The organism is Bacillus sp. FSL P4-0248 (assembly GCF_038593305.1).
Classification (GTDB): Bacteria; Bacillota; Bacilli; order Bacillales; family Bacillaceae; genus Bacillus; species Bacillus safensis.
Genome location: NZ_CP151983.1, coordinates 2,180,424 through 2,202,900 on the forward strand (window position 1 = coordinate 2,180,424; position 22,477 = coordinate 2,202,900).

Annotated in this window: 30 protein-coding genes and 1 riboswitch; of the genes, 8 read left to right on the forward strand and 22 right to left on the reverse strand. The window is 41.7% G+C overall.

Features of this window, described 5'->3' with window-relative positions; translation table 11 throughout:
- Nucleotides 1-21 precede the first annotated feature (21 nt).
- The 5 genes from NST65_RS11065 to NST65_RS11085 all read right to left on the reverse strand — a co-directional run bounded on the left by NST65_RS11065 (nt 22) and on the right by NST65_RS11085 (nt 3,194).
- A complete protein-coding gene (locus tag NST65_RS11065; RefSeq protein WP_024422953.1) occupies nt 22-303 on the reverse strand; it encodes a YqhV family protein in 282 nt (93 codons plus the stop codon).
- A 170-nt stretch (nt 304-473) separates the two neighbouring features.
- Entirely contained in the window at nt 474-1,031 is a 558-nt protein-coding gene (gene efp, locus NST65_RS11070) for an elongation factor P (protein WP_024422954.1), read from the reverse strand.
- Nucleotides 1,032-1,056: 25 nt separating this feature from the next.
- Nucleotides 1,057-2,118: a Xaa-Pro peptidase family protein gene (locus NST65_RS11075; RefSeq protein WP_111926465.1), complete on the reverse strand. Its 1,062-nt coding sequence runs from the start codon at nt 2,116-2,118 to the stop codon at nt 1,057-1,059.
- A complete protein-coding gene (gene aroQ, locus NST65_RS11080) occupies nt 2,115-2,558 on the reverse strand; it encodes a type II 3-dehydroquinate dehydratase (RefSeq protein ID WP_034280247.1) in 444 nt (147 codons plus the stop codon). The genes NST65_RS11075 and aroQ overlap by 4 nt, the downstream gene beginning before the upstream one ends.
- Before the next feature lie 108 nt (nt 2,559-2,666).
- Nucleotides 2,667-3,194, reverse strand: coding sequence for a YqhR family membrane protein (locus NST65_RS11085; RefSeq protein ID WP_101676877.1), 528 nt, complete (start codon nt 3,192-3,194; stop codon nt 2,667-2,669).
- 223 nt (nt 3,195-3,417) lie between these two features.
- Between NST65_RS11085 and NST65_RS11090 the strand changes: the two genes are divergently transcribed.
- Together NST65_RS11090 and NST65_RS11095 are read left to right on the forward strand one after the other, a co-directional pair.
- Entirely contained in the window at nt 3,418-4,374 is a 957-nt protein-coding gene (locus NST65_RS11090; RefSeq protein WP_041117957.1) for a DUF1385 domain-containing protein, read from the forward strand.
- Nucleotides 4,375-4,412: 38 nt separating this feature from the next.
- Nucleotides 4,413-4,808 (forward strand): SA1362 family protein, encoded by a 396-nt coding sequence (locus NST65_RS11095; protein ID WP_034280242.1) that lies wholly within the window; start codon nt 4,413-4,415, stop codon nt 4,806-4,808.
- Here the strand turns inward: NST65_RS11095 and NST65_RS11100 are convergent.
- The 3 genes from NST65_RS11100 to NST65_RS11110 all read right to left on the reverse strand — a co-directional run bounded on the left by NST65_RS11100 (nt 4,805) and on the right by NST65_RS11110 (nt 7,141).
- Entirely contained in the window at nt 4,805-5,680 is an 876-nt protein-coding gene (locus NST65_RS11100) for a patatin-like phospholipase family protein (protein ID WP_024422960.1), read from the reverse strand. The genes NST65_RS11095 and NST65_RS11100 overlap by 4 nt on opposite strands.
- Nucleotides 5,681-5,784: 104 nt before the next feature.
- Nucleotides 5,785-6,219 (reverse strand): transcriptional regulator MntR, encoded by a 435-nt coding sequence (mntR, locus tag NST65_RS11105; protein WP_024422961.1) that lies wholly within the window; start codon nt 6,217-6,219, stop codon nt 5,785-5,787.
- An 85-nt stretch (nt 6,220-6,304) separates the two neighbouring features.
- Entirely contained in the window at nt 6,305-7,141 is an 837-nt protein-coding gene (locus NST65_RS11110) for a biotin/lipoate A/B protein ligase family protein (RefSeq protein WP_034280239.1), read from the reverse strand.
- Between the two features lie 219 nt (nt 7,142-7,360).
- Between NST65_RS11110 and NST65_RS11115 the strand changes: the two genes are divergently transcribed.
- Complete coding sequence (locus NST65_RS11115; protein WP_024422963.1) at nt 7,361-7,741, forward strand: rhodanese-like domain-containing protein; 381 nt, start codon at nt 7,361-7,363, stop codon at nt 7,739-7,741.
- A 44-nt stretch (nt 7,742-7,785) separates the two neighbouring features.
- On the opposite strand, the gene gcvPB is transcribed toward NST65_RS11115, so the two are convergent.
- The 3 genes from gcvPB to gcvT are packed head-to-tail and all read right to left on the reverse strand — an operon-like array spanning nt 7,786 to nt 11,699.
- Nucleotides 7,786-9,246, reverse strand: a complete 1,461-nt coding sequence (gene gcvPB, locus NST65_RS11120; RefSeq protein WP_041106844.1) for an aminomethyl-transferring glycine dehydrogenase subunit GcvPB — start codon at nt 9,244-9,246, stop codon at nt 7,786-7,788.
- Nucleotides 9,239-10,585, reverse strand: a complete 1,347-nt coding sequence (gcvPA, locus tag NST65_RS11125; RefSeq protein WP_046311742.1) for an aminomethyl-transferring glycine dehydrogenase subunit GcvPA — start codon at nt 10,583-10,585, stop codon at nt 9,239-9,241. The genes gcvPB and gcvPA overlap by 8 nt, the downstream gene beginning before the upstream one ends.
- A gap of 16 nt (nt 10,586-10,601) precedes the next feature.
- Entirely contained in the window at nt 10,602-11,699 is a 1,098-nt protein-coding gene (gene gcvT / locus NST65_RS11130; protein WP_101676874.1) for a glycine cleavage system aminomethyltransferase GcvT, read from the reverse strand.
- A 201-nt stretch (nt 11,700-11,900) separates the two neighbouring features.
- Nucleotides 11,901-12,007: riboswitch (glycine riboswitch) on the reverse strand.
- 253 nt (nt 12,008-12,260) lie between these two features.
- Between gcvT and NST65_RS11135 the strand changes: the two genes are divergently transcribed.
- From NST65_RS11135 to sinR, 4 genes are all read left to right on the forward strand, one after another.
- A complete protein-coding gene (locus NST65_RS11135) occupies nt 12,261-13,931 on the forward strand; it encodes an SNF2-related protein (protein WP_034280230.1) in 1,671 nt (556 codons plus the stop codon).
- Between the two features lie 14 nt (nt 13,932-13,945).
- Nucleotides 13,946-14,743, forward strand: a complete 798-nt coding sequence (locus NST65_RS11140) for a YqhG family protein (RefSeq protein WP_034280228.1) — start codon at nt 13,946-13,948, stop codon at nt 14,741-14,743.
- Between the two features lie 183 nt (nt 14,744-14,926).
- Nucleotides 14,927-15,091, forward strand: a complete 165-nt coding sequence (locus NST65_RS11145; protein WP_075623492.1) for an anti-repressor SinI family protein — start codon at nt 14,927-14,929, stop codon at nt 15,089-15,091.
- Nucleotides 15,092-15,124: 33 nt separating this feature from the next.
- Nucleotides 15,125-15,460 (forward strand): transcriptional regulator SinR, encoded by a 336-nt coding sequence (gene sinR / locus NST65_RS11150; RefSeq protein ID WP_024422969.1) that lies wholly within the window; start codon nt 15,125-15,127, stop codon nt 15,458-15,460.
- Between the two features lie 67 nt (nt 15,461-15,527).
- Here sinR and NST65_RS11155 read toward each other — a convergent pair whose 3' ends face one another.
- Genes NST65_RS11155 through tapA form a run of 3 tightly spaced genes read right to left on the reverse strand, consistent with a single transcriptional unit; the run spans nt 15,528 to nt 17,538 of the window.
- Nucleotides 15,528-16,328, reverse strand: coding sequence for a TasA family protein (locus NST65_RS11155; RefSeq protein ID WP_034280222.1), 801 nt, complete (start codon nt 16,326-16,328; stop codon nt 15,528-15,530).
- 57 nt (nt 16,329-16,385) lie between these two features.
- The gene (locus NST65_RS11160; RefSeq protein ID WP_034280218.1) at nt 16,386-16,958 is read right to left on the reverse strand and encodes a signal peptidase I; all 573 of its coding nucleotides are present in this window, start codon (nt 16,956-16,958) and stop codon (nt 16,386-16,388) included.
- A 52-nt stretch (nt 16,959-17,010) separates the two neighbouring features.
- A complete protein-coding gene (tapA, locus tag NST65_RS11165; protein WP_065214636.1) occupies nt 17,011-17,538 on the reverse strand; it encodes an amyloid fiber anchoring/assembly protein TapA in 528 nt (175 codons plus the stop codon).
- Nucleotides 17,539-17,837: 299 nt separating this feature from the next.
- Between tapA and NST65_RS11170 the strand changes: the two genes are divergently transcribed.
- A complete protein-coding gene (locus NST65_RS11170) occupies nt 17,838-18,116 on the forward strand; it encodes a DUF3889 domain-containing protein (RefSeq protein WP_061109527.1) in 279 nt (92 codons plus the stop codon).
- A 34-nt stretch (nt 18,117-18,150) separates the two neighbouring features.
- Here the strand turns inward: NST65_RS11170 and NST65_RS11175 are convergent, their stop codons facing one another.
- From NST65_RS11175 to comGA, 8 genes are read right to left on the reverse strand one after another with little or no spacing between them, the layout of a single operon-like run.
- Nucleotides 18,151-18,345 (reverse strand): YqzE family protein, encoded by a 195-nt coding sequence (locus NST65_RS11175; protein ID WP_046311750.1) that lies wholly within the window; start codon nt 18,343-18,345, stop codon nt 18,151-18,153.
- A gap of 59 nt (nt 18,346-18,404) precedes the next feature.
- Entirely contained in the window at nt 18,405-18,788 is a 384-nt protein-coding gene (comGG, locus tag NST65_RS11180) for a competence type IV pilus minor pilin ComGG (protein ID WP_041117969.1), read from the reverse strand.
- Nucleotides 18,785-19,312: a competence type IV pilus minor pilin ComGF gene (comGF, locus tag NST65_RS11185; RefSeq protein ID WP_259407219.1), complete on the reverse strand. Its 528-nt coding sequence runs from the start codon at nt 19,310-19,312 to the stop codon at nt 18,785-18,787. Before comGF ends, comGG begins: the two co-directional genes overlap by 4 nt.
- Entirely contained in the window at nt 19,224-19,538 is a 315-nt protein-coding gene (comGE, locus tag NST65_RS11190) for a competence type IV pilus minor pilin ComGE (protein WP_041106865.1), read from the reverse strand. The genes comGF and comGE overlap by 89 nt, the downstream gene beginning before the upstream one ends.
- Entirely contained in the window at nt 19,522-19,968 is a 447-nt protein-coding gene (gene comGD / locus NST65_RS11195; protein ID WP_046311754.1) for a competence type IV pilus minor pilin ComGD, read from the reverse strand. Before comGD ends, comGE begins: the two co-directional genes overlap by 17 nt.
- On the reverse strand, nt 19,961-20,254 hold the full coding sequence (gene comGC / locus NST65_RS11200; protein WP_024422977.1) for a competence type IV pilus major pilin ComGC: 294 nt from the start codon (nt 20,252-20,254) through the stop codon (nt 19,961-19,963). Before comGC ends, comGD begins: the two co-directional genes overlap by 8 nt.
- Nucleotides 20,255-20,270: 16 nt before the next feature.
- On the reverse strand, nt 20,271-21,311 hold the full coding sequence (gene comGB, locus NST65_RS11205) for a competence type IV pilus assembly protein ComGB (RefSeq protein WP_111926463.1): 1,041 nt from the start codon (nt 21,309-21,311) through the stop codon (nt 20,271-20,273).
- Nucleotides 21,292-22,362: a competence type IV pilus ATPase ComGA gene (gene comGA, locus NST65_RS11210; RefSeq protein ID WP_041117979.1), complete on the reverse strand. Its 1,071-nt coding sequence runs from the start codon at nt 22,360-22,362 to the stop codon at nt 21,292-21,294. Before comGA ends, comGB begins: the two co-directional genes overlap by 20 nt.
- Nucleotides 22,363-22,477 lie beyond the last annotated feature (115 nt).

Consider the following 22,477-nt stretch of genomic DNA (forward strand, 5'->3'; position numbering starts at 1 on the left):
CGTTAATTATGCCAAGCCGTTTCACTTATAGATCCCAACAAGAATAAACACGACACCAATGAAAATGAACACGAGCTTTGCATAGGATAGCTGCCCGGCAATTTGATAGATTCCAATCGTCATCGTGATAATAAAAATGAGCGGCCCGATGATTGCCAATATACTATTGATGACTACCGCTTTCCGTACATCATTTGTGATTAAAATAAGGATGGCTGCCGTCAGTTCAATGGCGGCGGATAAGAATCTCATGCCTGCCATTGCAGCGACTGACGGGTGTAGACCTGGGAGAAATTGTTTCATATAGAACCTCCAGCTTTTTTTACACTATATGCTTGACCAGCTGGAAGTAGTCTTGTTTTTCAGGAAGGAAGAGAGATGAATGAGAGAATTGAGAGAAGGCCTGCCTTGAGGAATCATTCTTCCAATAAAAAAAGACTGTAAACACGAGGTTTACAGTCTTTTTTCGTTCATTACGCTCTTGAAACGTATGAGCCGTCAGATGTATTAATCACTAGTTTATCTCCTTGGTTCACAAAGAAAGGAACGTTGACGATTAAACCAGTTTCAGTTTTTGCAGGTTTTGAGCCACCTGATGTTGTGTCACCTTTAATACCAGGCTCTGTTTCTACTACTTCTAGTTCTACTGTGTTTGGAAGTTCTACTCCAAGAGTTTCAGCACCGTACATCACGATTTGAACAGACATATTTTCAAGCAAATATTTCAGCTCATCTTTAATTTGTGCTTCACTTAGTTCAAGCTGCTCATAAGAACTTGTATCCATGAAGACATGCTGATCGCCATTTGCATACAAGTATTGCATTGTTTTTGTTTCGATTTGAGCTTTCGCTACTTTTTCGCCTGCGCGGAATGTTTTTTCTTGAATGGCACCTGTACGCAGGTTACGCAGTTTCGAACGAACAAACGCTGCGCCTTTCCCTGGTTTTACGTGCTGAAAATCCACTACTCGCCAAATACCGCCGTCCACTTCAATTGTCAGGCCAGTACGAAAATCGTTTACTGAAATCATTTTGTCATCCTCCTACATTTCACCATCATAATATGATAAGTTCTTTCGGTGAGTGGGTCAATCGTTTATTGCCTTCAGCTGTCAGGACAATATCATCCTCAATTCTCACGCCGCCGACATCTGGCAAGTAAATCCCCGGCTCAACTGTGACGACCATTCCCTCTTCTAAGACGACCTCTGATCGTGAGGAAAGGCCTGGCGCTTCATGTACTTCCATACCTAGCCCGTGTCCGGTTGAATGCCCGAAGTATTGACCATAGCCATACTTTTCAATGATGTCTCGTGTGATGCGATCAGCTTCTTTTCCTGTTAAGCCTGGCTTGATTCTATCCACACCAGCGTTTTCTGCTTCTAATACGATATGATAAATTTCCTTTAGCTTGTCGCTTGGTGTTCCGACAGCAATCGTTCTTGTCATATCAGAACAATAGCCTTTATAGTAAGCACCGAAATCGAGTGTCACTAAATCACCAGATTCAATCACCTTTTCACTCGCTCTTCCGTGAGGCAGGCTTGAACGAACACCTGAGGCCACTATCATATCGAATGAAGATCCTTCAGCACCTTCTTTTCTCATGAAAAATTCAAGCTCGTTCATGACAGCAATTTCCGTCAGGCCCGGCTTGATGTAAGTGAGAATATGATCAAAGGCGTGATCTGCAATCTTCGCAGCTTCCTCTAATATCTTAATCTCTTCACTAGACTTAATCAAGCGCAACTTTTCAACTGATTCAGAGACTGGAACAAGCTCTATACCGCCTGCTTTGGCTGCGTACTGCTGGTACGTGGCAAATGTCATATGGTTTTGTTCGAACCCAAGGCGTTTCACTCCAAATTCCTTTGCCGTTTGAGCAGCCGTTTCCACAATGTTTCCTTTATGTTCAATGATGTCATAGCCTTTGACTTGGTCCTTCGCTTGCTCTGTATAGCGGAAGTCCGTGATAAAAGCTGCCCGGTCCTTTGAAACGACAGCAAGACCGGCTGATCCGGTAAAACTGGTCATATACTGTAAATTAAAACTGCTTGTAATGACAAGGCCATCGATCTCTAATTCACTTAAAAGTGTTCTTAGTTTTTCAAGTTTCATGATACTGCTCCCCCTTCACTGACTAAATAACGAATCGCCAATTTATACCCTTCTAAGCCAAGCCCAACGATTTGCCCTTGGCATACTGGAGCAAGTACAGAATGATGACGGAATTCCTCTCTCTTATGAACATTTGAGATATGTACTTCAATGACTGATAAAGAAATACTTGCAATGGCATCTCTCAGCGCATAGCTGTAGTGGGTAAATGCACCCGGGTTAAACACGACACCATCGTACTGATCTTCTGCTTCATGGAGCGCATCAATCAAATCCCCTTCGTGATTTGATTGAAAGAACGTTAATTGGATGTTTGCTCGTTCTGCAAACTGGAACAAATCCGTCTCTAAATCTGTCAGCGTCTTACTTCCATAAACAGCAGGCTCTCTTTTGCCAAGCCTATTTAAATTGGGTCCATTTAGTACAAGAAAATGAGGCATATGACCACTCCTTCACCCTAATTCAATCTATATCGAGATCTGTTTCTTTTTCCTTAGAAACCTTTCGTTTCCAAAAATATTTTATCATATGAATAGGTGATTTACACTTTATTCTGTCTTTTTCCCGAGTGCCCTCGCAAGCTTCTGACTCGTCAATTCATTATATTCAAACGAAATGCTGTACCCGATAAACATGCCGTATAAAATATATAGGCAAAATGTCGTGACAATGGTGCTTTGCTGCAACTCTTGTACTTGCTTTACATCTGGGAAAATGGGATTAAATACGTAAAAAACGAGCAGCCATAAAAGCCCGCCATATACTAAACCCATCCAAAAGCCTTTGATCCTTTTTAAAAGCCCAAAATAAATAAAGGCGGCTCCAATCGATAAAATTCCTAACAGCACAATACTGATAAAAGTACCAAGTCCTCCCTTTTTCCATTCTCCAAGCACAAATGGCTGAAGCAGCATATTGGGACTCACCTCTGAAAAATGAAACACATGGGTCAGAAACCCGATAAAGCCCCAAAAAACACCGCCGACAAAGCCTGTAGCAGCCGCTCTTGCCACAAGTGAAGTCGTTTGCACGGACTGATTTTTTTCTTCTTGGTTTTTCTTTTCATCACGTTTCATTTGTGAACACCTCCAGCAAGTAGTATGTCCAAAATGTCATGAAAAAAAAGGATTTCCATGCGTGAGTGTAAAATTTTTAAAACAGGGTATACTGGCTAAAAAGAGGTAGATAGAATTCTAGTAGATAATCGACCTGTGAGCTAGTGATTTCCCCTCATTTCCTGTACAATAAAGGTATAAGGAAATGCATGTAAATTACAGGAAACAGGCAGGTTGATGAAATATGTCCAATCAAACAAAACCTCCAGCTTATGGAGGGCAGGCAGTTGTCGAAGGTGTCATGTTCGGTGGTAAGAAGAACTATGTGACAGCGATTCGGCGAAAGGACCAGTCCATTGAGTTTTTGAAGCTTCCCCGGACCTCCAATAAACGAACCGCCTTTCTCAAGAAAATTCCCTTTGTCAGGGGTGTTGCTGCACTTGTTGAAGCAAGCGCAAACGGCAGTAAGCACTTAAACTTCTCCAGTGAGCGATATGACTTAGATCCTTCTGAAGATCATACTCTTGAAAAAGAACAAAAAGGCTCGAAATTATCCATGATCTTCGGCATTGCTGTGATCGGAGTTCTCTCTCTACTCTTTAGTAAATTTGTCTTTACCCTGGTACCTGTCTTTTTAGCAGAGCTTGTGCGCCCCATTTTTTCAGGGAATTTCGCACAAATCGCAGTGGAAACATTCTTCAAATTGATCCTTTTATTAGGCTATATTTACTTTATTTCCATGACCCCTTTAATTAAAAGAGTATTTCAATATCATGGGGCAGAACATAAAGTCATAAACTGCTATGAACAGAACCTTGACATCACAGTGGAAAATGTCCAAAAGCAATCCCGCCTGCATTATCGATGCGGCAGCAGCTTTATTTTATTCACTGTCATTGTCGGGATGTTCGTCTATTTACTCGTACCGACAGATCCTTTATGGGTGAGAGTTCTGAACCGCTTGGCACTTATTCCGGTTGTTCTGGGCATTTCATTTGAAGTGCTTCAGCTCACGAACAAACTCCGAGAAGTGCCTGTGCTTAAAGTGCTTGGCTATCCTGGCCTTTGGCTGCAATTGCTCACAACAAAAGAACCTTCTGACGATCAAGTCGAGGTAGCCATTGCAAGTTTTAATGAACTTCTTCGTTTAGAGGAAGCGTCACTGAAACAAGCGTCAGATTCTGCTCATCAAGTGATCTAACTTATAAATCCGGTAAATTCCTTCGGAGGTGGACAGTTATGAATCGCCGAGTACATCCTGCTTTTACCATTATTTTCGCTTTAGGTGTTTTGGGGTTTGTGTACTTACTCACAACGAACCCAGGCAGACTTTTTACCATGCTGCTGTCTGTTGTGATCGTTGGAGCGGCTCTATTTTTCCTATTTAGATGGCTGATGAATCGAAGAACTGGAACAGAGGGAAATCTTTATCGTAAAGCAGTCAAACAATCAAAACGTCGCTACCAGCAGCCTAAGCCAAAAACGAAAAGCCAGATGAAAAATCGGGTCACTCATCTGCGAAGCGTGCCGACTGACCACAAGTCTAAGCCCGTCCTTCTCAAAAAGAAAAGCCAAACACATTTGACTGTGATTGAAGGCAAGAAAAACAAAAAGAAGAATCGCGCCTTATTTTAAAATGTCCAGCTTTTTAAAAATTGCTCGGCCTTCTGTCTGCCTAGATCGACGAGCGCCTTTTTCTTTTCTGTCATGAGTTGAAAATCAGTGGCAATGACGTGTTCTACAGGAATAAAAATAATATGACGTTCGTGTTTTGTGGCGATATGTCTTTCGTCATGAGCACCACGCATCGTTTCAAAAAGAGCGCCAAACAGTTCAAACGCATTGCGGATGGAGTGTTGAGGGCGTTCTTTTTCGTTTGGCGTTAATGTGACACCGACGAACGGTCTTTTTTTCTCTTCAGCAAACAGCCAAATTGGAAAATTGCTCAGCACTCCTCCATCTACAATGGTACAAATGCCTTTTGAAGACTTCAGTTTGACAGGTTCGAAAAAATACGGCAGGCTGCAGCTCATTCGAATAGCCCTCGCCACGGAAAACCGCTCTGGATTTAAGCCATATGAAGGAAGGTCGTCTGGCAGCACGAGGATTTTTCCATTCGTTAAATCGGACGCAACGATTTTCAGTGAATCTTTTTTGAGGTCTCCAAACACGGTGACCCCTTTTCGTTTTAGCACATCGGTCAGCCATTTTTCCAGCCGGTCTCCTTTATAAAGACCGAGACGCCAGTAAATGGATACCCACCTGAGCATTTTAAACGGGATGAATTGACATCTCCTATCAAGCAATTGATGCTCATCCATTTCATCTAAAAGCGTTCGAATTTCCTGGCTTGTAAAACCTGCTGCGATGAGTGAAGCAATGATTGCTCCAGCACTTGTACCAGCAAGACGGACAAATTGAAATCCTCTCGCTTCAAGCGCTTCATAGGCACCTGCAAGCGCTGCCCCCTTAATGCCTCCACCTGAGAACACACCATCTATCTTCATCAAGGAGCCCCCTTTGATTTCACGCTAATAATAGTGTAGGAGCTTTTGCTTTCAATTAGAACTTTAATCAAAAAGGACACCCATGCTGAGGGTGTCCTTTTTGATTAAGATTCTTGATTTGTTTGTTCGTTTTTCTTTTGAATCGCTTTCAGCTGAACAGATCGCTCATCGTTTTCTTCAAAAAATTGAACGAGATCGCCGATGCGGTCAATGCTGTTCCAGCTGAGATGATGTTCAATGCCTTCTACATCATCATAAATTTTCTCTTCATCTACACCAATGATTCTTAAAAATTGCTCTAGCAGTTCATGTCTGTATACGAGACGTTTTCCAATTTTTTTGCCTTTCGGGGTTAAAATTAGACCACGATACTTCTCATAAATGAGGTATTCATCTTTATCTAGCTTCTGAACCATTTTTGTTACAGAGGAGGGATGGACAGCGAGTGCTTCTGCAATATCAGAGACTCTGGCATATCCTTTATCTTCTATCAGCATATAAATTTGTTCAATGTAATCTTCCATACTAGGTGTAGTCATAAAACCCCTCCATAATGCACCTTTACTTAATAATCAACCCAATTCTACACCATCGTTCATTAAAAAACAAGGAGTGTCCATCGGCTTAACGCTTGTAATTCCAATCATCTGAGGCATATTTCGTTTTGGCGAGATGATGGACAAACGCTAATTCTTCATCTGTCAGCTCATAAGGTTCAAGCTCAATATTTAATCCTTTTTCAAACCCTCTTTTAAACGCAGCACGCGCATCGTCTATTGTACATGTTCGGTCTGAGATTTCATTGATGGCAACCGCTTTGTTTTTAAAGCTTCGCTGCATCCGCTCTCTCACCCGGTCGTTTGGATAAAGGAACAAATCGAACAATTTGTCCTCATCAAGGTCAATTAAAATAGATCCATGCTGGAGAATGACACCTTTTTGTCTCGTCTGAGCACTGCCCGCTACCTTTCTGCCTTCTACAACAAGCTCGTACCAAGAAGGGGCATCAAAGCATACAGATGATCTTGGGTTCTTTAAGCTTTCCTTTTCTTTATCTGTACGAGGAATGGCAAAATACGCATCGAGTCCCAGCTCTTTAAAGCCCTCTAAAATGCCTTCTGAAATAACGCGGTACGCCTCTGTCACCGTCGCTGGCATTTCTGGATGTTCCTCTGACACAATCACGCTGTAGGTCAGCTCCTGGTCATGAAGTACTCCCCGTCCTCCGGTTGGTCTGCGGACAAATCCAAGACCATATCGCTTGACGGCTTCTAGGTTGATTTCTTTTTCAACGTTCTGAAAATACCCAACAGATAATGTCGCCGGATCCCATCCATAAAAGCGGATAACAGGCGGGATGAGCTTCTCGCTATGCCAATAAAGCAAGGCTTCGTCCATTGCCATGTTAAAGGCAGGGTCTTGGTTTCCTGAATCAATGAAACACCATTTCTCTTTTTGCATATAAAATCCCTTCTCTTTTACGTAGTCAATGTTAGATGATGGTGGTGACCACCGGTTTTCTCTCTTCATCAGTCTATCAAATAGGGACGGAATTGAAAATAATTCTTACCATTTATGATGACAAGTTTCTTATGCTTTACTATAATAGTATTTGTCTAAAACGTACCATCAGACAGGCTACTGTGCTGATGCTCAAGAAGGAGTCGAGTTGTATTGTCAATATTCAACTATATCGTCCTCTCACTTTGTGGACTTTTCGTTCTTTATTCCATCGGCAGCTACATTTATCAGCAGCGCATTATGAAAACGCTGACGGAAGAAGAATTTATTAAAGGTTACCGCAAAGCCCAGCTCATTGATGTGAGAGAGCCAAATGAGTTTGAAGGCGGACATATTTTAGGGGCAAGAAATATCCCCCTTTCCCAGCTAAAGCAGCGCAAAAATGAAATACGTCCTGACAAGCCTGTTTATCTCTATTGTCAAAATAATTTTAGAAGCGGAAAAGCAGCTCAAACTTTACGTAAAAACGGCTGCCGTGAGATTTATAATTTAAAAGGCGGTTTTAAAAAATGGGGCGGCCGCATTAAAACGAAGAACTAACTAAAAAGACTCTGGGAGCATGATTCCCCCTGAGTCTTTTTTCTTTATTTTCTTTCAAAAACGAGAACTGGATTCCGTGCGGCCTTTGTTTCATCCATACGTTTGACAACCGTTGTATGAGGCGCTTCCTGCACCACTTCAGGATTCTCTTCTGCTTCTTTCGCTATCTGAATCATTGCTTCGATGAATGCATCAAGTGTTTCTTTTGATTCTGTTTCAGTCGGTTCAATCATGATACATTCCTCTACATTGAGCGGGAAGTAGATCGTTGGCGGATGGTAGCCGAAATCAAGTAATCGTTTGGCAATATCCAGTGTCCGCACACCTAATTTTTTCTGACGTTTACCTGAAAGGACAAATTCATGCTTACAGTGACGATCAAACGGCAAATCATAATGAGCACTTAAGCGGCGCATCATATAGTTCGCATTTAACACGGCATTATCGGTTACAGCCTTTAAACCGTCTGGCCCCATAGAGCGGATGTACGCATAAGCTCTGACGTTAATGCCAAAGTTGCCATAGAATGGCTTCACGCGCCCAATTGATTCTGGACGGTCATGATCAAAGTAAAAACGGCCTTCCTTCTTCACAAGCACTGGCTTTGGCAAATAAGGAATTAATTCCTTTTTAACGCCAACAGGACCTGAGCCAGGACCTCCGCCTCCGTGCGGGCCTGTAAAGGTTTTATGAAGATTTAAGTGGACAACATCAAATCCCATATCTCCTGGTCTTGCTCTGCTTAAAACAGCGTTCAAGTTGGCTCCGTCATAATAAAGCTTACCGCCCGCTCCGTGAACGATTTCAGCCATTTCTAAAATATTTTCTTCAAAGAGGCCTAGTGTATTCGGGTTTGTAAGCATTAAAGCAGCTGTTTCTTCATTAACAACGCGGCGTAAATCTTCTAAATCAACAAGCCCGTTTTCGTCAGATGCGACGGTAATGGTTTCAAATCCAGCGACTGTCGCAGATGCCGGGTTCGTTCCATGAGCAGAATCAGGCACAATGACTTTTGTACGCTGATGATCTCCCCTTGCTTCATGATACGCACGGATCATCATGAGTCCCGTCCACTCGCCATGTGCTCCTGCCGCAGGCTGTAATGTCACAGCGTCCATTCCCGTAATTTCTTCAAGATGTTCACCTAAATCGTATAGTAATTCTAATGCACCTTGCACAGTGTCTGCCTCTTGTAGCGGATGAACCTGTGAGAACCCTGCAAGCCGTGCAACCTTTTCATTAATCTTTGGATTATATTTCATCGTGCATGAGCCAAGAGGATAAAATCCGGAATCAACCCCATGATTGCGTCTTGATAATGCTGTATAATGACGCATAATATCAAGCTCAGATACTTCAGGAAGCTCAGCATCCTCATCACGGATGTACGTCTCATCAAATAAAGACGGGATCTCCTGTTCAGGTACATCTAAATCAGGCAGGCTGTACCCAATTCTTCCTTCTTTAGATAATTCAAAAATAAGCGGCTGATCTTGTTTATTCATGGCGATCCCCCAATTCCTTGATAAACGTATCAATTTCTTCTTTTGTTCTTAGCTCTGTCACGGCTACAAGCATGTGCTGCTGAAGCTCTGGGTAGTCTAGCCCCAAGTCGTAGCCGCCGATGATTCCTTTTTCAAGCAATCGTTTATTGGCTTCTTTCACAGGCTCCTGTAACTTGATCACAAATTCATTGAAATGAGCTCCTTCTACATCCGCCTGCAGTCCATATTTTTCTGCCTGCGTCTTGGCATAATGGGCTTTTTGCACGTTTTGATAGGCGATATCTTTTATGCCTGTTTTCCCTAGTGCCGTCATGGCAACAGAAGCAGCTAATGCATTTAATGCTTGGTTTGAGCAAATATTTGATGTCGCTTTATCTCTTCGAATGTGCTGTTCACGCGCTTGAAGGGTCAGGACAAATCCACGAACACCATTTTCATCTTCTGTCTGCCCGACTAAACGACCTGGCACTTTTCTCATCAACTTTTTCGTCACGGCGAAATATCCGCAGTGAGGTCCGCCAAATGCAGCCGGGATGCCGAACGGCTGCGCATCACCAACGACAATATCTGCCCCGAGTTTTCCAGGAGGCGTCAATAGTCCGAGTGCGAGGGGATTGCTAGAGACAATGAACAGGCTTTTTCCTTTATGTGCAATGGGTTCAATGTCTTTTAACGGCTCGACTACACCAAAAAAGTTTGGATATTGCACGAGAACTGCTGCTGTATCATCGCAGACCGTCTTTTCCAATGCAGCTAGATCTGTCTGCCCTTTTTTCGCAGGCACTTCAACAACTTCAATGTTTTGTCCTTTGGCGTATGTTTTCAGCACCGCTCTTGATTCAGGGTGAACCGTTTCAGAAACAACCACTTTTTTCTTCTTTGTATGTCCCGCAGCGAGCATTGCCGCTTCAGCAAGTGCCGTCCCGCCATCATACATCGAGGAGTTGGCAAGATCCATACCCGTCAGCTCAGCAATCATTGTTTGAAATTCAAAGATCGCTTGCAATTCACCTTGCGAAATCTCCGGCTGATACGGTGTATACGCTGTATAAAATTCAGAGCGTGAGATCACATGATCGACAATGACAGGCTGGTAATGATCATATACACCTGCACCAAGAAACGATGCATAGGAAACTGTATCCTTATTCTTTGCAGCTAGTCGGGATAATTCCCTGACAAGCGCTGTTTCAGATGCGGCTTCTTTGATGTTGTATGCTCCTTTGAATCTAACTTTCTCTGGGATATCTGAAAAAAGCTCATCAATCGACTGAACGCCGATGACATCCAGCATTTCTTTTTGATCTTGCTCTGTTTGCGGCAAATACCTGTGCTTCATCCTCTATTCCCCCTCGTTATTTGGCTCTTTTATAAAATGGTGTTGCGACGATTTTGGCTTTTAGACGTTTTTTGCGAACTTGTACTTCCACCTCTGCCCCAAGCTCTGCCACTGAGGTTTCGATCAAAGCAAGCCCGACATTTTTCTTTAATGTTGGGGATTGAGTGCCCGTTGTCACAATCCCAACCTGCTTTTCTCCTGAAAAGACTGGATAATCTGTACGCGGTATCCCTTTATCGATCATTTCAATGCCGACAAGCTTTCGTTTCAGTCCCTCTTCTTTTTGTTTTTTAAGTGCAGCTTTTCCGATAAAATCAGCTTCTTTATCCGTTTTGACAGCAAAACCAATGCCGCCTTCTAATGGAGAGATATCCTTTGTCAGCTCCTGGCCGTAAAGCGGAAGTCTTGCTTCAAATCTCAAGGTGTCACGTGCACCGAGTCCGCATGGAATGAGTCCTTTTGGCTGCCCCGCTTCTAATAAAGCTGACCAAAGGTGGACCGCATCTTCTGACTGGCAGTAGATTTCAAAGCCGTCTTCACCTGTGTAGCCTGTTCTGGAAACGAGCACTTCTTTATTTGCGACCTCAGCTTTTGATAAAAACGTAAATGGCTTAAGCGATGTCACCTCTTCATCTGCCACCTCTTTGATGATGTCAGCTGCAAGAGGTCCTTGAAGCGCTAGCAAGGCGGTTTGATCAGAAATATTTTTGATCAATACATCATCCTTCTCTTCATGCTTCAATAGCCAATCCACGTCTTTATCGATATTTGATGCATTGATGACAAGTAAATAGTGATTCTTTTCTTTTTGGTAGACGAGCAGGTCATCTACCGTTCCGCCATCTTCATAACACATCGCTGTATATAGTGCCTTACCGTCAGTCAGCTTAGACACATCATTGGTTAATAACCTTTGTAAAAATGGAAGGGCATCTTGACCTTTGACGTCCACCTCACCCATGTGAGACACATCAAAAAGCCCTGCTTTTGTTCGAACAGCTTCATGTTCTTCTTTAATGGAAGAAAATTGGACAGGTAATTCCCAGCCCCCGAAGTCAATGGTTTTTGCGCCAAACGTTTCATACGCATGAAAAAGCGGTGTTCGTTTCAACATCAATCGTTTCCCCCTTTTTTCTTACAGTGCAAATGCAAGCTGAATTTTCAGAAAAAAATCACAGCAAAAAAGGACAGAGCGCTCCCTTTTATCAAAAAGAAGTCTCTGTCCTTGCACCTGAAAGTTTACAGCACAATATCCTTGTGCGTTTTCCCCTTTGGTGGTTTGCTAAAACCCTTAAGCAAACACTCTCCAGAGTTGCGTCCGGTAAGAGTACTTTTGCCTGAGAGATTCACTGAATCATTCAGCTTGCTCCTTCGGCGCCTGCCAGTGCAAAATAACCGCCAAGTCTCTCCCCATACCATCATCCGCTCATATTTTTCACATTTATTGGACATACTATCAAAATGGGTGACTTATTTTCTAGATCACTTATCAACATCCTACCATTAGAAATGGATGAAGAGCAACAGAAAAATCATTAACATTTTTAAAACAACCTTTCGATATCGTTCGCTTTTATTCATATATCTAGTCTTTTAGAGACCTCTTAAAAAATGAAGCGTTTAAAAACAGAACAATTTTATCAGACCCTAGTAGAAAGAAAGGCAGGCGACCACATTGAATATTCAAACGATTTTTGATCAGGAATGGGCAAATGAATTTCAGCAGCGGCTTTCAGCAGACGGCCCCTGGGCGAACTGGGACATGTATCGTTTAGCGACGCAGGTTCAAAAAGTCACAGCCATTGATTCATTCGAGGGGCTGCAAGCTCCCGCGCACCTGCCTGCATTCACACCTTTAAAGCACCAGCTCGAAGTAGCCAGAAGAGTCGTAGAAGAAATGAATGGGAAAGCCATTCTAGCAGATGAAGTGGGACTTGGAAAAACCGTAGAAGCAGGACTCATTATCAAAGAATACATGATTCGTGGACTTGCCAAAAAGATTCTCATTCTCGTTCCCGCCTCCCTTGTGTCTCAGTGGGTACAGGAGCTGCGGACGAAATTTTATATTGATGCTGTTGAACAAAAAAAGAGCTATGTGTGGGAGCAGTGTGACGTTGTCGTTTCCTCCATTGACACAGCCAAAAGACAGCCGCATCGAGACACAATTTTATCGATTGCCTACGATATGGTCATTATCGATGAAGCACACAAACTGAAAAACAATAAAACGAAAAACTATGAATTTGTGAGAAACCTGAATAAGAAGTTCTGCCTGCTGCTGACAGCGACACCTATTCAAAACCGGATCGGAGAAATATTTAATCTCGTTTCCCTTCTGAAGCCAGGCCACCTAGGAAATGAACATCAATTTAAAGATCTCTTTGCCAAAAAGGACTTGCAGCTTGAAGACCATGACCGATTAAAACAGCTCGTCAATAAAGTGATGATTCGAAACCGAAGACAAGACACAGGCATCGAGTGGACAAAACGGCATGTCAAAACGATTTCCATTGATTTCTCTCCGACAGAACAAGCATTGTATGATGAAATCTGCAAGCTGAAAGAGAATCCGTCTTATACAAAGCATATGTTTTCCATTATGACCTTGGAACGAGAATGCTGTTCAAGCCGTGAAGCAGTTTATATGACGATTAAAAAAATGCAGGAAGAAGAAAAGCATATTCTCGGATCTTCTGCTATAACGCAAATCATGGAGAAAATCAATCAAGTGGAGCAAAACTCAAAGGCGCTTGAAGTGGTCAAACTCATTCAGCAGTTAAATGAGAAGGTCATTATTTTCACCGAATACCGCGCCACACAAATTTATTTACAGTGGTTTTTACAGCAAAATGGCATCAGCTCTGTGCCATTTCGGGGCGGCTTTAAGCGGGGCAAAAAAGATTGGATGAAAGATTTATTCAGAGAACGGGCGCAAGTGTTAATTGCGACAGAAGCTGGCGGCGAAGGGATCAACCTTCAGTTTTGTAACCAAATCATCAACTACGACCTCCCGTGGAACCCGATGCGTTTAGAACAGAGAATTGGACGTATCCACCGCCTTGGCCAAGAGCGGGATGTGCACATTTACAATATGTCAACAAACGGAACAGTTGAAGAGCATATTTTAAAGCTTTTATATGAGAAAATTCAGCTGTTTGAAAACGTCATAGGCGATTTAGATGATATTTTAACGAGAATTGATATTGAAGATGTCGAAACAAAGTTGCATCAAATCCTCTTCCAGCATGAATCAGGCGGAGACATGAAAAAGAAATTAACCCAGTTTGCTTCTTATTTAACTGAAGCACAAACACCACTTTTAGAAAAAAGACAGCAGGGCTCATAAAGGAGAGTTGATCAATGGAGCAGCATGACATTCACACCTTTCTTCTCCGTTTTTTCAAGGCGAATCAATGCAGCATATTAGAAGAAAGTGCAGGACATATGACCGTACAGCTGACAATCGAAATGGATAAATTAATTATGAACCGTCCTTTTTATTGGCACTGGCTTGAAAAAACTGGCGGTGTACCTGAACCGCGGCAATTGACATTCATCACAGATCAAAAAAAAGCGGGTGATACGACCAGTGGTGAATTTATCCATTTCGGCTCCCCACGGTTATTTCAAATATTTGAGGCGGTCAAAGAGCAGGGCCGTTTTATCCGGCTTTATGAACGAGTCAGCCCGCTCACGAACAACCAGATCGCCCTTGAGCCATGGCTTGGTCTCAATGTAAAAATCTCTTATCTGGCAGACCGGAAGAAGGATAAGCTTTTATCATTAGGCCTTCATCTCATTCGCGGAGAAGTCATTGAACAATTTCAAGAGAAGCTGGAAGCTCGTGAGCTGTCATCTCAAATTCCCGATTATTGCTTTACGATGAGTACAATGATTAAGCCAGAAAGCGGAATCAAACGGCTCTACAGCCTCATGGAGCGTTATGCCCATGAAGAGCCAGATGACTGGGCAGTGCGAGCCGTTCAAAAATGGAAGGAAGACTCCGAACTTTTAAACCAATTTTATGAAGGGACTTCAGACACATCTGTAGAATATGAAATAGAAAGACAAGCACTTAAAACTTTATATGAACCAAAAATCAGTCTTACGATTGAAAATGGCGGACTTTTTTACTTACAGCAAAAAAGAGGAGGTTGACTCATGGTCCCCCTCCCCTTTTATGTGACATACAATTTTCGATCAGTCTAAAGCTAAGTTTGTCTGTTTGTATTGGGCGGAAACATGACGCAAGCAATCTATGAGGTCTTACCACCTATGTCTTTCCATTTCATGCGTTAAGTGCCTGAAATACATGATTCAGTATTTTAGGAGGGTATTTGTATGGAAAAGAAAACGAACAAATTAGACAGTGAATGGATTCAATTATTACGCGAAGCTCGCAAGGCAGGACTAACAGTTGAAGAAGTCCGTCATTTCCTCAAATCAAATGAAAAGTCCTCTGAGTCTCCCCCTCTGGTAAGAAGTCATTCTATCAAACCTTTCTGAATGTGCTATAATATCGAAAGGAAGGTGATGACATTGATTGGCCAGCGTATTAAACAATACCGCAATGAAAAAGGCTACTCACTATCAGAACTGGCCGAAAAGGCTGGGGTAGCGAAGTCTTATTTAAGCTCAATAGAAAGAAACTTGCAAACAAACCCCTCCATTCAATTTCTTGAAAAAGTCTCCGCTGTTCTGGACGTCTCGGTTCATACACTTTTAAACGAAAAAGATGAAACCGAATACGATGGTCAATTAGATAGTGAATGGGAAAAACTAGTTCGAGATGCAATGACATCAGGGGTTTCGAAAAAGCAATTTCGTGAATTTTTAGATTATCAAATCTGGAGAAAAAAGCAAGAAGAGGAGTAAAGCGCACGTTTTAGCGCATACTCCTCCAATTGCTATGCAGACCTTGATATCAGCCTAAAGACTGGCTTTATTTTTTATCTTCGCTGTGTGCTTTTTCGTTTTCTTTCACGTAGCCTTTTTCATCCGTATGCTTTTTTGGATTGATCGTTAAACCATTCCACTGAGTCGCTTCGAAGGAAAGATCAATTTGAATCGCATCGCCTTGGTATTTATTTTGGATATAGTGACCAGCTTTATCCTTCGTCTGGTCATTGATAAATTCAATGATCATTTCCACTTTATCGTAATCAAACGGATTCTTTGGAATGCCGTCATACTCTGGAGCCACTGTTCCATCAACAGTTGCTACATTAATTTTCCCACTTTCATGTAAAAACTTCTCATCGACGGCATGACGAAGCTTTTCAAATGCGGTCTGATCCTGTTTTGACGTTAATTGATGCAAGTCAAGCAGGTTTGCATGGTCTAAAATAATATTTTTCGGATAACCATTTCCACCTTCGGCTCCAACCGTAAGAACACTCACCTGAAACTGGCTGAGAAATTCTTCAGCTGTATTTTTACCGCCATTCTTCGCGGAAGATCCATCTGTAAACTGGCTATAATCAAGACTCATCAGCACTTGGTTTATCGCTAATGATCCCTTATTATCAAAATGAAATTCTTTCTTGATCCGATCACCAGGTTTTAAGTTCGCAAGGTTGATGGCGCCGGAGTTCTCTTTAGCAGATAAATCCAGCTCTCCTGTCGAGTAGACCGCGTTTGCCTTTTCAATATCATTAAACGCCGCCCATGTTCCCCCGCCAATTAATGCAAGACCTAAAGCCCCTGATAATACACCTAAACGAATTGATTTCTTCATTGCCATGAATAATAAACCCCCTAATTTATTGTTTTATTGAAACCTGATAAGGTTACAAACAATTTAAGCTTGTTCCTCTTTCATATGTACATCAGCCGTGTGTCTACGATGTTTCGCTGCGCCCACAAAATGAATGGTTGAATAAACGAGCAGCATGACACCTGGTATGATAAGGAGTAAAGCAGTTCCAGCAGATGTCCCTGCATACGAAAGAAGCTTACCCGCATAAGGAATGTTCACTCCCATATACTGCGCAGTTACCTGATCCGCTTTTACCAGCGTGCCGTCCTGATACATATTGTTGTCACCCTTCGTCTCAAACGCTTTATATGCACCCTTTCCCTTCACCCCAACAATTCGGTGGGTCACAAAGGACTGATCCTGCTTTGTTTGAAACGTAATAATATCTCCTTTTTTGAGCGTCTCAGGTGAGGCGACCTGTTTTACGACAATCAGTGACCCAGCTGAAAATTCTGGTTCCATCGAACCTGATAATACTTGCTTCAATTGATAACCGAAGATCTGAGGTTCTCCTCCTGTTGTTCTTGATGACAACACGACAATAATAGAGGCTATCATTACCGTGAACACCATCACATAAAGAATACTCCCAGACATCTTCATCCATTTTTTCATAACCCCTTCTCCCCTTCGCCTATCATTTTTTCACTTTAAAAGACAGCTCCATTCAGGACGCCTTTTCTTGACACTTTGAGAGCACCATCGGTTTAGACCAAAAGTACGCCTGATCAGATGCGCCAAACCCTTTAGGATAATAGATTTTAAATGCATAGCTTCCATTTGTTTTTGCTTTATCTGACGTGACAGTCGCTGTTTCTTGCGACAACAGGGACTTTATGGAGCCCTTTTCAAGAATATGACCATCTTGTAATGGCTTCTGATCATTTCCTATTTTATGTAATTCCCACTTCCATTCAGAGTACGCAATAGGCTGTCCACTATTTTTTAGTGTCATGCTCAGTTTTTGAGGTGCGCAGACTGTTCCTTCGATCATCGTTTGATCGATAAGCTCCAATTGACTTTCATCCCATTTTTTAGGCTGACAATGCTGATCTGTCTGTTCAAAATTTTCACATGTTTTCATGACAAAGTTTTTGTGCTCGACATCGTTAAAAGAAGCATTTGTTGGTGTCATGATGGAAGACGTCAAAATCAAACAAATGGCACAAAAGAGTACAAAGAGCGACTGTTTCATTCATTCCTTCAACTCCTTGAACTTATGTTCTTTAAAAAGAACGATTATATACAGTATAAGGAAATACCTATAAAACCCAAAACGTCAAATTAGTCCATTTTGTTCTTAAACAAGAACCATTACGAGAAAATTCTCCCATTTTCTCATTTTTTCACCATATTCAATATTTTTTTGTGTGACATTTGTACTTCTTAAAACTTACATAAAAATGTAGGATTTGGTCAGGATATGAAGAGGTGAGGTGATGTTAAGTGCAATATGGAAAAATCATAATCATGCTCAGTTTACTGCTGAGTCCTATGATGCTAGAGTTCAAACCCGTTGATGCGAGAGGTTTGACTGCCGCCGCAGATCAATGGGAAACGCGGGCAGTCAAAGAAGCAAAAAAAAGATACCCGCTAACGCAAGTATTATTTAAACAAAAAGTATGGGACCGCCACCGCGATAAGGAATCTGTGAAGCAGTATCATATTACCTTAAAAGACCATACAAAGGAATTTGGGGTGTTTGTCACCATTTCCTATAATCCTTACTCAAACAAGGTGAATAAAGTGATTGTTGTGGAGGAATACAGCTAAAACGGCATAGAAAAACCGCCTGCTGGGCGGCTTTTTACTTTCGTTGATGGCGCTGGCGTTTTTTAAGCATCATGGATAAGCCAAACGGCAGAACCCCAAATAAACGCTGTGAAAACGGCGGTTTCGTTTCTATTTTTTCTTGTTTGTGTTCCTTCCGTTCGTCACGTGGTGTATTCATATATTTAATGATTTCCTGCGTCATATATTTTACATAGTCATTTGTTTTCAAGCACTTTCACCTCTTCTTCCTTCAAGTCTTACCAGGAAGAGGATGATTTTATACACTGGCTAATCAGGATTTGCCCATCTCATGATTTCACCGGTCTTCCAATCCAGCATCAGTTCACGCTCATCGGATAAACCATCTTTTGTTTTCACCTTCACCAAAACAAGGACAAGTTTTTTCTTAAGATCGCATTTCATCCGCTTCAATGTCACACGGCCTTCTTCAGTATCAATATGGGTTTTCTGTTCCGCACAAATACGTTCTACTGTGCTGGCAGCTTCACTCACACCCACCCTAAAAAGCTGCTGTTTTTTATAAAAAGAAATCGTAAGCTCTGCACTTTTCAGTTCTTTTTGAAACCCCATCGTTATCGCCCCTAGGATCAAGAGAAAAAATAAAATCGCCGCAAGTACATGCGGATAGATAAACCCTTCCTCCCTTTTCACGATTTACGAACCACTCCTTTATATGTGAAAAAAACGGCTTCATACACTTTACCAGATCCATCTGTGACTTTTAGAATCGCTCTATGCTGACTCGTTCTCACGTGAAATTGTTTCACCTTGTGCAATAAAGGAAGATGTCCAGCCTGATCCGTTCGTTTTCGAAGCATTTCTTGGTATGGCTCAATTGTTACCACTCGCCCTTGATCAGAAATATACTCTAACACTTTTCCTCCTTTCACTGATTTGACAGCTTCTGCACGACTTAATTCCTCATCTAATTGCAGGACAGTCTGTTTCCATTCCATTTGGGAAAATCGATTGATGTCTTCAAATGGACGAGCTTTCTCAGCTGCTGAAAAGATCAGCCCACAGCCAAAAGAAAGAAATAGAAATAGCTGCAGCTGCCACAAAGCTTGTAAAAGGGTAAAAGCTTTGTCATCGCTCCACATGCCGAAAGCATATGGTCTCTTTTTTTTGTACTTTGTATGAAACACATCCCTTCTGTTTACGCCAATTGAAAACATATGTGATCTCGCCTCTCTTCTTTTTGATGGAAGATGTTGTCCCATTTATGAACGCTTCATTCATCTGTTCATGTAAAACCTGATAAGCTTCAAGCTTGGCTCTCACTTCCTTTTTCCCCATCATGAGTTTTTCATAGGCTGGCATGAGCACTAGGGCAGCAAATAGAAAGAGATGACAGGCAAACAGCGTCTCAAACGTACTAAATCCTCTATTGTTTTTGAACATGAATTCGCCCGCTTCCTAAATAAATCGTCAGTTTATACGATTGACTGCCAAATTCGACAATGAGAGATCCACCACTGCTTGGATGTCCCTTTGCATTAAAATAGATACCTTGCGAGAATGTAGAAGTTTTGATGCTGCCCTTTTTATGCTGATAAGAAGCAATGACTTCGTTACTCTTTTGATCTATTACCTGATAAGATACATGCGGCGGATGGATCTCAACATGCACACGTGTTTTTTTGATAAATGCAGTATATGATGCCAATTGAAGATCTTGTTTCATGATGTTTACTTGCCTTTTTGCTTCAGCGTTTTCTATTATATTAGGGATTTTCCCTCCCATGATCGACAATACAATCGATAAAACAAGTAAGATCATCAGCTGTTCAAACAGGGTAAAACCCTTCTCATGTAAAAATAATTTATTCATGCTTCACGTTGCCGTTTTGAATGACAATCGCTTTTCCATTAGGACAAGTTAATCCTTTTTTGACATAACCTTCTTTTTCTAATTCAGCTAAAGATGGCGTCTTCCCATCATGCTCCAATTCATATGCCATCACTTGTGTGCTGACCATTGATTTAAGCCCTTCACAGCCCTTTGCCTGAATAGCTTGGTGATGACGTGTAATATTCGGTATGGTAATGAGTAAAAGAATGGATATTACAAGCATGACTATTAACATTTCTAACAGGGTAAATCCTTTATCATTCATGTCTCTGTCCTCCTTCTTACACTTGCTCCATTAGTTGATACATTGGTAAAAGAATAGATAAATACACGATGAGTATAAGAAGTGCTGTTATCCCATAAATAACTGGCTGCAGCCAAGAAATCCATTTTTCAATTTTTAGCTCTGCATTCTCTAATAGAAATTGGCTGTACGTGTACATTTCTCTCGCAAGCATTCCGCTGGCTTCACCATGTTTGATAATGGCTGCAAAATGTTTTTCGAAAAAAGGAGACACGCTTACTTGATGGGCCATGCTTTCTCCTTTTCTTAACTCTTCCATCATTTGTTCACCTATTTCTTGAAGAAAAGGCAGGTAGCTTTGCTGTTTAAAAGCTTGCAAACCTTCGTACATCGATAACCCAGCCTGAAGCAGTCCGCTGAGCTGAAGAGAAAAAAGGTACGTATGCATCAGCTGCATCCCTTTATATAAATAAGGCAGCTTACTCATCACCCTCAATTTCTCAAGGGTCGACTTTTTCCTAAAAAAAACAGCATAATATCCAATAAGACAGATACACAGACAACTAGTGATGAGCAGAAAAGCATGAAGGAATTGAAATAGTCCGAACATCCCTTGAATCAGCCAAGACATGCGGGTATCCATCGATGAGTACAAAACAGAAAATTGAGGAATGATCATTTGCTGAACGAGTACCAGCACGACCAAAACCGTGAAGATGAGGAAAAGCGGGTAACGTAACATACGTTTAAACGTGTCTAACTGTTTGATTTTTTTCTCTAAAAAACGGGCGCTTTGTTCTAAAGCACGGGCTAGACTGCCATGCTTCTCAGAAAAACATAGTATAGCGATGACTTCCCTCTGAAAATGGAGTCTCTCCAGCACTACATAAAAAGGCTCGCCTTCGTGCAGCCACTGAATACCTAGTTTTAATTGCTGCCGCTGTTCTTTTGATAACTGGATATTCACCATCACTAATGCCTCAATCAATGTATATCCAGCCTGAATTAATTGAGCCAGTTTTGATAGGCATTCAGCTTGATCCTTTTTAGACCATACTTTAGAGGCTCGCTTCTTCATAAACCCAGCGATGGTAAGTGTTTTTTGATAAATAGCCGAGTGCCACTCCTTTACGAATTAATCTTTGCAGTGTTTCATATGACGAGTGAGCATATTCTCCTTTAGCCTCCTTGATACACTCACCAAGCTCTTTTCCGAACAGCAGCTCAAATACATTTGTTCGTCTGATCGGTCGATTTAATTTACAGTAAAGCTGACATCTTTCTCCGCAAAAAGGACAGGTGAGCTCGATTAATCGCTGGGCAGCAATCGCAACCATTGTTTGTTCAAGTTCATTCATCGTCACACCAAATTCAAGCATGCGGTAAAGGGCTCCTTTTGCATTTTTTGCATGGAGCGTACTCAATACTAAATGGCCTGTCAGTGCTGCTCTAATCGCCGTTCTGGCCGTTTCAGCATCTCTTATTTCTCCTAGCACAATCACATCTGGATCATGTCTTAAAATAGCGCGTAATCCAGCGGCATACGTGATGCCGGCTTTTTCATTCACTTGAACCTGCAGCACTTCTTCATTCCTTGTTTCGACAGGATCTTCAAGGGTAATAATATTTCGGTTAAAATTCTTTTTTGCAAACTGAATCAATGAATATAGTGTTGTTGTTTTCCCTGAATTTGTTGGCCCAGTAAATAAAATGAGTCCATGCGAGTGGTTTAAAAAGGATAATAATCTGGCTGAGGCTTTCGGAAATAATGATAGATGTTTTATTTTCGGAACATGATCCTGCGGTAAAATTCTAATCACTAAGCTCTCATCATTCACTGTCGGCAAGGTAGACATCCGAATAAACACTTGACCGTTTCTTAGCATCACAGCTAGTGAGCCATTTTGCGGCCTCCTTTTTTCCCCGATATCCATAGAAGATAAAAACTTAAAATGTGCAATAAGCCTCTCTCCGCTTTTTTTATCAATGGTTCGCTGCTGGATTAAATCTGAATCAACACGAAATGACACCGAAGCTTCCTTTTCTTTTGGCACAATATGCACATCAGAAGCCCTCATGCGGCATGCTTCTTCTAGCAGCTCTTGCCTTAAATATTCAATCCCATACAAGTGGATCACTCCTTTCTCTGATCACATTGTAGAATGGCGGAACGTGAATGACAAAAGAGCAATTTATGATTTTAATGACTAAACAATGATGAAAACCCTCAACTCACGATGCATT